6 protein-coding genes are annotated in these 11,807 nt (G+C 46.1%); 2 read left to right on the forward strand and 4 right to left on the reverse strand.

Going from position 1 to position 11,807, the window contains the following annotated elements; translation table 11 throughout:
• Window positions 1-34 precede the first annotated feature (34 nt).
• From uvrA to DXD68_RS19080, 3 genes are all read right to left on the reverse strand, one after another.
• A complete protein-coding gene (gene uvrA, locus DXD68_RS19070) occupies window positions 35-2,875 on the reverse strand; it encodes an excinuclease ABC subunit UvrA (protein WP_122363072.1) in 2,841 nt (946 codons plus the stop codon).
• Window positions 2,876-2,957: 82 nt separating this feature from the next.
• Window positions 2,958-3,929 carry a transglycosylase SLT domain-containing protein gene (locus DXD68_RS19075; protein WP_122363073.1) on the reverse strand — a complete coding sequence of 324 codons (972 nt, stop codon included), beginning with the start codon at window positions 3,927-3,929 and terminating at the stop codon, window positions 2,958-2,960.
• Window positions 3,910-5,271: a gliding motility-associated C-terminal domain-containing protein gene (locus tag DXD68_RS19080; RefSeq protein ID WP_122363074.1), complete on the reverse strand. Its 1,362-nt coding sequence runs from the start codon at window positions 5,269-5,271 to the stop codon at window positions 3,910-3,912. Before DXD68_RS19080 ends, DXD68_RS19075 begins: the two co-directional genes overlap by 20 nt.
• Window positions 5,272-5,351: 80 nt before the next feature.
• Between DXD68_RS19080 and DXD68_RS19085 the strand changes: the two genes are divergently transcribed.
• Both DXD68_RS19085 and DXD68_RS19090 read left to right on the forward strand, forming a co-directional pair.
• The gene (locus tag DXD68_RS19085; protein WP_122363075.1) at window positions 5,352-7,151 is read left to right on the forward strand and encodes a LysM peptidoglycan-binding domain-containing protein; all 1,800 of its coding nucleotides are present in this window, start codon (window positions 5,352-5,354) and stop codon (window positions 7,149-7,151) included.
• Window positions 7,148-7,813: a porin family protein gene (locus DXD68_RS19090; protein ID WP_122363076.1), complete on the forward strand. Its 666-nt coding sequence runs from the start codon at window positions 7,148-7,150 to the stop codon at window positions 7,811-7,813. Before DXD68_RS19085 ends, DXD68_RS19090 begins: the two co-directional genes overlap by 4 nt.
• A gap of 11 nt (window positions 7,814-7,824) precedes the next feature.
• Here DXD68_RS19090 and DXD68_RS19095 read toward each other — a convergent pair whose 3' ends face one another.
• Window positions 7,825-11,751, reverse strand: a complete 3,927-nt coding sequence (locus tag DXD68_RS19095) for a hybrid sensor histidine kinase/response regulator transcription factor (protein WP_122363077.1) — start codon at window positions 11,749-11,751, stop codon at window positions 7,825-7,827.
• Window positions 11,752-11,807 lie beyond the last annotated feature (56 nt).

The raw sequence follows: 11,807 nt of genomic DNA on the forward strand, positions 1-11,807 counted from the left end.
AGGCATGTCATATTCCCAGCTTGCCTGTGCCAGGTTATCGTTTCAACTCCTCTTTCAGGAACGGAGCCGTATAACTCTTGTTTTTCTTCTTGATCATTTCCTCGGGAGTGCCGGTGAATAAGACCTGCCCGCCACCCCGTCCGCCTTCGGGGCCCATGTCGATCAGGTAGTCGGCACATTTGATTACGTCGAGGTTATGCTCGATCACGATGATGGTGTTACCTTTTTCCACCAGCTTGTTCAGGACACCCAACAGGACACGGATATCTTCGAAGTGAAGGCCGGTAGTCGGTTCGTCCAATACATATAAGGTATTGCCGGTATTCTTCTTAGCCAGTTCGGTTGCCAGCTTCACACGCTGGCTTTCTCCACCGGATAAGGTAGTGGAAGGTTGTCCGAGTTTGATATAACCCAGCCCTACGTCCTGCAAAACTTTGATCTTCGACAGGATGGTCGGGATATTCTCGAAGAACTCCACAGCCATATTGATCGTCATATCCAACACATCGGCTATGGATTTACCACGGAAGCGGACTTCCAGGGTTTCGCGGTTATACCGCTTGCCATGACAGTCTTCGCAAGGAACCAATACATCCGGCAGGAAGTTCATTTCGATGGTTTTGTAGCCGTTCCCCTTGCAGGTTTCGCAACGACCGCCGGAGACATTAAACGAGAAACGTCCGGGTTTGTAGCCCCTGACCTTCGACTCGGGAAGATCGACGAAAAGGTTACGGATATCGGAAAAGACACCGGTATAAGTAGCCGGATTGCTTCGTGGCGAACGGCCGATAGGCGACTGGTCGACATTGACGATCTTATCTACGTTATCGATACCTTCGATCGACTTGTAAGGCAACGGATCTTCCAGCGAACGATAGAAATGCTGGCTCAGGATCGGTTGCAGGGTACGGTTGATCAAGGTAGATTTTCCACTACCGGATACACCGGTCACACAGATCAGTGTTCCGAGCGGGAAAGTCACATTGACATTCTTCAGATTATTGCCGCTGGCCCCCTTTATCGTAATGAACTTACCGTTTCCCTGCCGGCGTTCGGCAGGAACAGCAATCTCAGTCTCCCCGTTCAGGTATGCAGAAGTCAGCGTATTCACTTTCAGCATCTCCTGGGGTGTTCCTTCGTAAACTACTTCGCCACCCAAACGACCGGCTTTCGGTCCCATATCAATCACGTAATCGGCATTCAGCATCATATCCTTATCATGTTCGACAACCACTACCGAGTTACCCGTATCACGAAGCTCTTTCAAAGAATTGATCAGACGGACATTATCGCGTTGATGCAATCCGATACTCGGCTCGTCGAGAATATAAAGCACATTGACCAGCTGGCTACCGATTTGGGTCGCCAAACGGATACGCTGGCTTTCCCCACCGGAAAGGCTTGCCGAAGCACGGTTGAGAGACAGATAATCCAGCCCTACATCCAACAGGAACTTCAGACGGGAACGGATCTCCTTCAATATTTCTATGGCAATCTGCTTTTGCTTCTGGTCCAGACGCTCTTCAATACCGTCCAGCCATTCATAAAGCTCGGAAATATCATACGAAGATATCTCCGCTATATTCTTTCCCGCAATACGATAGTGCAACGCCTCTTTGTTCAGACGCTGGCCGTTACATTCCGGGCATGTAGTCATTTTGATGAACTGTCCCGCCCATTTCTGTGCAGAAGCCGAAGCCTCGCTCTCCTGCTGCATCAGGATATATTTGGCGACCCCTTCGTAAGACAGGAAATAATTGGAAGAACCCAGCGATTCGTTCTTGATCTGGAGACGTTCGTCCGTCCCGTTCATGATCTCGTCGATCGCTTCTGCCGGGATATCTTTGATCGGCGTCTTGATCGTCACGCCGTGCTTTTCGCAAAGAGCCTCGATCTGCCAAAAGATAAGGGAGTTCTTGTATTTACCCAAAGCAACTATCCCACCGTTATAAATACTGAGGGAAGGGTCGGGTACGATCTTTTCCATATCCAGCAGGTTCACCTGCCCCAACCCTTTACACTTGGGGCACGCCCCTTGCGGCGAGTTGAAAGAGAAGTTATGCGGAGCCGGTTCACTATAGGAAAGTCCGGTTGCCGGGTCCATCAAACGACGGCTGTAATGACGCAACTCGTCCGTATCCGCATCCAGCAGCATCACCAGGCCATCTCCCTGCTTCATGGCAATGCGCAGGCTTTCTTTCAGCCGGCGCTCGTCGGATGCAGAGACGACCATCTTGTCGATCACCACCTCGATACTGTGCATCTTATAGCGGTCCAGCTTCATACCGTGAAATATCTCTTTTATTTCACCGTCGACACGGACAGTCAGATACCCCTTCTTACGAACCTGTTCAAACAATTCTTTGTAATGTCCCTTACGGTTACGCACCAACGGAGCCAGCATATAGGTTTTCTTCCCTTCGTAATGCTCCAGGATCAGGTCGAGCACCTGCTCTTCGGTGTACTTCACCATCTTTTCTCCGCTCAGATACGAGTAAGCCTCTCCCGCCCTTGCATAAAGCAGACGGAAAAAGTCGTATATCTCTGTCGTTGTACCTACGGTAGAGCGGGGATTCTTGTTGGTTGTCTTCTGCTCGATCGAGATAACCGGACTCAAGCCGGTGATCTTGTCCACATCCGGACGTTCCATATTCCCGAGGAAATTACGGGCATAGGCGGAAAATGTCTCCACATAGCGGCGTTGTCCTTCTGCAAAAATCGTATCAAAAGCCAGCGAGGATTTACCACTACCGCTCATACCTGTTATCACGGTGAGTTTGTTTCGCGGTATCTCGACGTCTATATTTTTCAAATTGTGAACGCGGGCGCCTAAAACGGAAATACGACCGCCTTCCAATGCATTTTTATCGTTCATACTTTTTATCTCTGTTTTCTGTTTCTTCCGGGAGAATTTACAATTCCTTTCGAGAGAAATTCTAAATACATCCGAAAGGAATTTATCTTACTACCCAAGCCGGATTATGTACGTAGGTGTTAGGTGTCTTGTAATACATTTCATTTTCTTTGGGAACCTGCAGCGTATAAGTCTTGCCCAGCGTCTGCAATTTCCGGTCGCGCAGCCAGGGATTGAAACGTTTCAGATCGGCATACGTTATATTATACTTCTGTGCGAAGGCAGACAAATCAGGAATATCCGACGATACCGCCACGTCTTCACAGGCAATCGGCTTATACAGGTCTTCTGCACGAAGCACGAAACCGTATTTATAGGGATTCTCGAATATCTGCTTGATCGCCATGATACGGTATACATAACGGCTTGTCTCCTCTACCAGCCAAAGATCGAACGTGCTATCGGCTTCCTGTTTAGTCAATTCGCCGGAGATACGTCCCATGCCTGCATTGTAAGAGGCGGCGACATTTGCCCAGTCACCGTATTTGTCGTGAGCGGCTTTCAGGTACTTGCAAGCGGCTTCAGTAGCTTTGGCTACATGGCAACGTTCGTCCACCGTCGGGGTGACCGTCAGTCCGTATTGCTTACCCGTCCCTTCGAGGAACTGCCACATTCCCACGGCACGTGCCGGAGATGAGACACGCGGGTCGAGATGACTTTCTATGACTGCAAGATATTTGAAATCGTCGGGGATACCGTTGGCTTTCAATATCGGTTCGATAACCGGGAAGTACCGGTTGGCACGTTTGATCAGCAACATCGTAGTTGAATGAAAGTAGGTAAAACTACTCATCTCCCGGTCGAATCCTTCACGCATATTATATCGGGTCAGATCGATCGGCGTACCGCAGAAAGTAACCGACGAAGGAATATCGGGCGACGAGGTCATCGCCATCACCACCGGACGGCCGTCCAGCACCTTTTCCGAATCACTCGATCCGATAGACAAACATGCAGTCAGGCAGATCAGACCGCCCGACAAAAAACTGAATATACTATTCTTCGATAATTTCATCTTGAATTTCTTTTGATCTAAGAATGTTAATTGAACCTTTTTTCTTTATCGTCTTACCGTTTGAACCGGTAGCCTCTATCACATAGAAATAAACTCCGGGAGCCACGTATTTCCCCCCTTTCTTGCCGTCCCAGCCTTGCGACGGGTCCGTCCAATAATACATCTGTACTCCCCACCGATTGAATATCCAACACTTGAAATTAGTAAGGGAGCGATAAGCGACCCTAAACTCGTCATTTATGCCGGGTGATGTACCGGGCGAAAAAGCATTCGGGACATCGATAAAGGAATCCGATATCGTTATAGTAATCGGTGCATCAGGCTCCCATGTACACTGGGAAGTACGATCGGACACACTTAAATGAACCGTATAAGTACCGTTTTGGTTGAACAGATAGTTCATTTCCTCTTCATTAGACTCAATCAGTTTCGTTCCTTCCGTTTCTCCGGTATCATCTTTCCGGTATATCAGCCATTTGAACAAGGCTGCAACCGGCGTATTGGTTACCGCCTTAAAATTAAACTCTACCGGAGCCGAAAGGCTATCTCCTTTCACGACCATGTTAGGAGCATTCGAATATAGCAAAGTATCTACCTGTATCACAGCTTCAACCGCCACGGCTTGATAGACATCGGCCGTCATTGTTTTCTCCACTCCGAAATGGCGGGCGAACAAATCACCTTTCAAAGTTACATCCGTATCACACAAAGGAGCAGGCAGCGGATCATTGAATGGATCGTTGATAATTTCCGTTACGGTTTCCGTGATATACGAAGTCTCATCTTCCGTCTTCTTCATCGTTTGGTAAGTGACTTCAAACTCACGTTCCACGGTTGCCGAATAACCGGTCTGAGGATAATTATACTTCATTTCCGGCATCTTTGCGCTTCCGTTCAGATACATATAATCGCAGGTACTACGCTCCGCATTTACATAAAGTCCGGTTATTTCAAAAAGATATTTACTATAATCAATAATCCAGACATACGCTTCAGAAAGTCCGCTTTCTTCTACAAAATAGCCATAACCCTCCTCCACGTTACTGACAACAGAGGTTGTTCCATTCTGAACGGAAGCAATCTTTTCGGCTTCCAGTCTTTTTGTTTTATATCTGTACCATTGATGAGAAGTTGAGGAAGAAGTATAGCTGATTTGGACATTATCCATACCATAAACAAGATATACCTCCAAACGCTGATTCTTGTTCTGAGACTTATCATCATCCACCAGCAAAGGTGTCCCCTGCCCTCCTGTCACTGTATATTCTCCGGCATGTGCTGCAAGTATCCATAACAAAAAACAGAGCGTCCCGATCACTCTTCTTAAAAAATTCCTTTGCATATATATAACCTAATTAGCTTCCAAAATTAGTATTTTATACGGACATACACTATCTTTGCCGCAAATATTCGAATCAACAAATGAATAAGATCAGTATATACGTATTGACGTTGTGCCTGAGTTTCTGCAGTGTTTCAATTTCTTCACAGAACAACAAGGCACGAATTATTACTACTAACGAATTAAATGATAATATATTTTATCATACGATTGAGCGGGGACAGACAGTATACTCAATCGCAACCATGTATGGAGTAACCGTCGATGACATTTACCGTTTGAATCCGGAAAGCCGTGAATCGATCAAAGCGGGTGCAACATTAAAGATCCCGCAGCGCGATGCAGGTTCGGCACCGATGGGTAATGCTGAAGATAATTTCCTGTATCACACCATACAACCGAAAGAAACGCTTTACTCTTTATCTATCCGGTACGCCGTACCCGGACCGGATATCATTGAAGCCAACCCGGGACTGTCTACTTCCACTTTCACAATCGGTAAGACGATCCGTATCCCGGCAACTCCTATCGAGAGCCTGCCGACCAAAGAAGTAAAGTCGGTAACCAAGGATATCGAATATACGGTCGCCAAGAAAGAAACAATGTACCGTATCTGCCGGAAATTCAACATATCGAGCACCGAGCTGATCAAACGGAACCCGGAACTGAAGAACGGGGTAAAAGCCGGTATGGTAATCAAAATACCGGTAGAGACAAAAGAAACCGTTACGGAAACAGCTCCGGTTATGCATGAGAGAGACGTGAATGCCCTGTTGTCAGTCCCTAAAAAGATCGAGCGGGTCAATATGATCAAGGTAGCCTTATTATTACCATTCATGACAAATGAACCGAGACCGTCTTCCAACACGCAACGCTTCATCGAATATTACGAAGGTATGTTGCTGGCAGTCGACAGTCTGCGCAATAGCGGCTGCTCGATCGAACTGTCCGTATTCGATACAGGCAACGGAACTAAAAAGATAAAAGAAATCCTGAAAGAAGATGCCTTGAAGGAAGCGAACCTGATCATCGGAGCCGTTCAGAATGACCAGATAGCTCCGGTTGCCGAATTTGCAGAAAAGAACAATATCAAATATGTGATACCGTTCACCTCCAAAAACGATGATGTATTATCCAATGCTAATATATTCCAGGTAAACACGCCTCACTCCTACCTGTATGCCAAAGCATCACAAGCCAGTTGTGACCTGTTTGCCAACGACAACATCATCCTGCTGAAAGTTCCCGGCACCGAAGAAAAGGCGGATTTCATCAAAGCCCTCAAGGCTGAAATGAAACAGCGTAATATATCCTGGCGCGAACTGACCTATTCGGCTGATACATTCCCTGTCGAAATGGAAGCCATGCTCAGCAAAGACAAACGCAGCGTCATTATTCCTACTTCCGGCAGCCTGGAAGCCCTGAGCAAGTTCAAGTCGCCTTTGCGTATGCTGGCTGAGACAAAGCCGGAATTTAACATTACGATGTTCGGTTATCCGGAATGGCAGACCTATACCAACGAATGCCTGGATGATTTCTTTGCATTGAATACCTATATATATAGCTTCTTCTATGCAGATAACCTCTCGCCGGAAGTGTCCAACTTCTACTCTAAATATAAGACCTGGTACAGCAAGAACCTGATCAACATATTCCCTAAATATGGTATATTAGGATTCGATACAGGTATGTTCTTCTTTGATGCCGTCCGGAAATACGGTGCTAATTTCGAGAACAACCTGGGTAATATCCATTACAAAGGTATACAGACCTGTTTTGATTTTGAACGGGTAAATAACTGGGGCGGATTCATCAACACCAGTACATTCATCGTTCATTACCAGAGTGATTATAACGTAACACGCAGCGAAGTAAGATGATCAGAAAGATAACAATCATATCCTTTCTATGCCTGGCGGTAATAACCGGCATCACGGCACAGAAGAAATTCGCCCAGGAAATAACAGTAGGTGCCTCTTTCGGCATGAACTTCTCTTCCGTCAGCTTCAATCCTAAGGTCTACACCAAGATGAAACAGGGGTACAACGGAGGTCTGGTATTGCGCTGGAACACGGAAAAGAACCTGGGACTGCAGACCGAACTGAATTTCAGCCAGCAGGGATGGGACGAGCAATTCGACGAACACCCGACGTATAAATATACCCGTACGATCAATTATCTGGAGATACCGTTCTTCACCCATATCTATTTCGGCAGCAACAAGTTCAAGTTTTATGTCAACATGGGTCCCAAAGTAGGTTTTGCCATCGGCGAAAAGACCGACCTGAACCCGGATGAGAAAAACCAAAATGCAGGAGCCAATAACCAGCACGATATGGCTATCCAGAAGAAATTCGACTGGGGATTATGCGGAGGACCCGGTATCGAACTCCGTACCGGCATCGGTTATTTCCTGCTTGAAGGACGCTATTATTATGCGTTGGGAGACATCTTCAACAACCGTAAAAGCGACTATTTCAATAAATCTGCCAGCCAGGTTATTTCCGCGCGTCTTATTTACCTGTTGCCTATCCGGAAATAGGTAATATCTTTTCAACAGTTATGTTCCTGACGGTATTTGGACGGAGTCATTCCGTATATCTGTTTGAATACCGTGCTGAAATACCGCTGGTTGGTGAATCCGGCTTTCTCTGAGACTTCAAGGATAGTCAGGTTCTTATCCGCCAGCAGTTCCATCACACGTGCCATCCTGAACTTATTGATATAATCACCGATACTGATATCTGCCAGTGCTTTCAGTTTTGTGTACAGAGAAGCACGGCTCATCGCCATACGCGTCGCCACAAAGTTCACATCCAGTTCCGGATTATCCAGGTGTTCGCTTATCAACTCGTTCAGCTTCTTCATAAACATTTCATCCGCATTGCTGATCGTGTCATTCCTGGGAGAAACAACCTCTTTCCCTTCTTTATAACGGGATTTGACAGCTTCACGGTTTCGCAGGATATTACGGACAATGGCCAGGAGGAACTCCAGGTCAAAAGGCTTCGGCAAATAAAAGTCAGCCCCTTCCTTATACCCCTGAACCGTACTTTTCGGGTCCGTCCGCGCCGTCAGCAGTACAACCGGAATATGGCTGACTTCCAGGTTACTCTTCAGCTGCCGGCAGAACTCGAAGCCATCCATGCGCGGCATCATCACATCACTGATAATAAGATCCGGCAGATAGTGTACAGCCATTTCAAAAGCTTCGACACCATCAGAGGCAATATATACTTTCTTAAAATACTCCTTCAATGCGTTTTTCAGGTAATCACGAAGTTCGGGATCATCCTCCACCGCCAGAACAGAATACTTCCGGGTCGAGAAATCAGTCTCCCGATCCTCTTTTATCTCCGGCAATGCCAGTAACTCATTCAGATAAGGCCGGGTTTCAATCGAAGTCGTTACAATTTCCAAAGGCAACTCATAGAAGAAAGTTGCTCCCTTTCCGGCATTATTCTCTGCTCCTACACGGCCTCCGTGCAGCTCTATCAGCAAACGGGTATACGACAGCCCGATTCCGGAACCTTTCCGTCCATGCTCTCCCTGATAGAAACGTTCGAACAAGCGGGAAATATCGACATGATCCAGCCCAATCCCCTCATCGGAGACAGCAACACGGACATAGCCCTGCATCAATCGGGTAGAAACCGTGACACAGGAGCCTTCGCTGCTAAATTTCAACGCATTCATGATCAGATTTGATAATGACATTTCACATTTTACCTCATCGAATGCCACCTCTTCCACCGCTTCATCCGGATTATATGCCAGACGAATATGCCTGGACTCAAACTCCCCTCTGAAAGTCTCCGTAATCTCACGTACCCATTCATTCAGACGATAGGGCCTGATCTGCAATGTCTCCCCGCCCGTTTCCATCTTGCGGACATCCAGCACCATATCGATAATATCTTTTACCCGGCGTGTCTGCTTCAATATATCCGTCAACTGCCTGCTATGGTTCGTATCGGTTATTTCTCCCGATCCCAACAGACGTTTCAACGGGGAATAAATAAGGGTTAAAGGAGTCCGTAGTTCATGATTCAGATTGATCAGGAAACGAATCTTCTCTTCATAGGTCCGCTGCTCATGTTCCTTCATCGCCCAGATCATTTTATTCTCCTGCCGTTTCATCATCAACCAGAAAATGAAAGACAGCCCGGCTATCATGAATAACAGACAACCGCCGATAAACCAGTTTGTTTTCCACCAGGGCGGAGTGACCTTAATCGACAGAAGTCGTACAGGGATGCTCCAATCGCCATTCTTTTTGATACACGAAACCCATACCTCATAATTGCCGACAGCCAACGCATGAAAAGCGATCGTATGATTAACAGACTCTACAATCTCCTGTTGTGCCCCTTTTATATAATAACGAAATAGTTTTTTCCGCATCAGGTCATTTTCGCGCACAATGACTTTTGCCATCAGGGAGGTATAATTCCAGGGGACGGAGATTTCGTTATTGTCCGAACCAAAATTCGACCGCATGGAAACCCCGTTCAACGTTACTTCCGACAGTCCGATGACAGGGTCCGGATTCTCCGGGAAAGGAATGCCGTTTTTAATATGAACCAGCCCGATAACCCCTGCCATATACATATCTCCCGAACGACTCATCAAAGGTGGTTTCGATATATATTCATTCGCATACACACCGTCAGACTCACCGAACATCATTATTTTCCCATCCTCCGGCGTATAAGCATACAACCCGTTATGCGTTCCGATCCATAAACGTCCGGCTTTATCAAAGCCCAGCGACGTAGTCCCTAAGAAACGATTATTCTCTACAGCGGTAACCGTTTTATTCGCCGGATTATAGAAGAAAAGACCGATCGTCGTCCCGATCCAGAAACATCCTTTTGCATCCTTACAAGCAGCTGCTATCGTACCTATCGAATCGGCGGATGAATAAACGGGTTTTAGTGTATTATCCGAATAATCCAGTTCAAACAGATCCGTTTCGCCACGCAGGCAGCTGACCTCTTTTCCTTTGCCGAACTCCTGAAGGGACGAGACTGTCAATCCTTTACATGCATGCTTCACGGCAGATAAACGTCGTGTGGACTGGTCATACAGGTAAACACTGTCCGCCAACAGATAAAAATGCTTTTCATCCAACCGGACCAAATGAACCGATTTACCTTGTTTGAACAGCATATTAAACTTATCGGGATATGCTACCGAATATTCTTTCAGAGCACCGGTCTGCTTATTAAAAAGGTACAATCCTCCACCGAAACAGGAATAAAGAAGTTCCGTCGGGCTGTAATCGATAATCGATACGATCTTCGAAGGATACGTAGACGGATAATGTCTGAACAGACCGGTTCGGGGATCCAGACGATTCATTCCTCCTCCGTCAGTTCCCAGCCAAATCGTCCCGTCCTTATCTTCATACATGCCGGATACCGTCTTTTCACTCAAACCGTAAGCCGAGGTCAAAAGAGCATCCCGATAAGTTTTCAGATAGACCTCTTTCAAACCCACCAGACCGCAGCGTATGCCACCCGCCCACATATTTCCATCGGGATCATTATACAGGCAATAAAAAGAATCTCCGGGCAAGGAGCCTGGCTTTCCGGGGACATGATTAATCACCGTCACTTCTCCGGTCGTTTTATCATAGATGTTAATTCCTCCGCCATCTGTTGCCAGCCAGATTTTGCCGTCCTGTTCTTTCACATCCAAAATAACGTTATAGGATAACTTCTCCGGTGCAACCAGGTGGCACAGTTTATTCCCATCACGATCAAATCCTAAAAGTCCTTTTCCGTAAGGCGATACCCACACGCATCCGGAAGAATCAACTAAAAGGGCAGCTATCTGGTACTCTTTGACTAAAGAAGAACGTTGTAAATTTCCGGTTTGGATATTGTATTCCCACAGGCCGTTCCAACGGGAAGCCAGTAAGACCCGGTTATCATCCGGTCCAAACAACGTAGCTTTCTCAAAAAGGACTTTTGCATTTTCCTTTGTAGAAATCCGTAAAGCAGAAATCTTCTTATCCGAATAACTATATTTGAAAAACTTATTCCTGCCAAAAAATAAGAGACCGTCCTGCATCAGCACATACGAGGAGACATATAGCCTGGAACCACCCGAATCAACCGGCACAAAACAATCCTTCTCCCTATTGTATAACACTAATCCCCGCGCTGTAGCTATCCACAAATTTTGAAGAGAATCCTCTACCAAAAAACAAATATCATTATCAAGGATAGTACTGATGTCTTTTTCATCATGATAATAATTCTTTACCTGATCCCGGTCAAAACAGTTCAATCCTAACTGGGTACCAATCCAGATAGTTCCTTCGTGATCCATCAAAACACATTTCACCATAGATTCTGACAATCCGTCCTTGAGGGATATCTGCTTAAAATAATACTCAGAAGTGGCCTTCGCAATAGTAATACAACAGAAAATAAATATATACAAATATATGTGTCTCCCAATAGTTAACATCCTAAAGGTTTGTTTAATAGATTAATACCAGTGTTCCGTAAGAACTTATGTCTTTT

This window comes from Parabacteroides sp. TM07-1AC, from assembly GCF_003480915.1.
Taxonomy (GTDB): domain Bacteria; phylum Bacteroidota; class Bacteroidia; order Bacteroidales; family Tannerellaceae; genus Parabacteroides; species Parabacteroides chongii.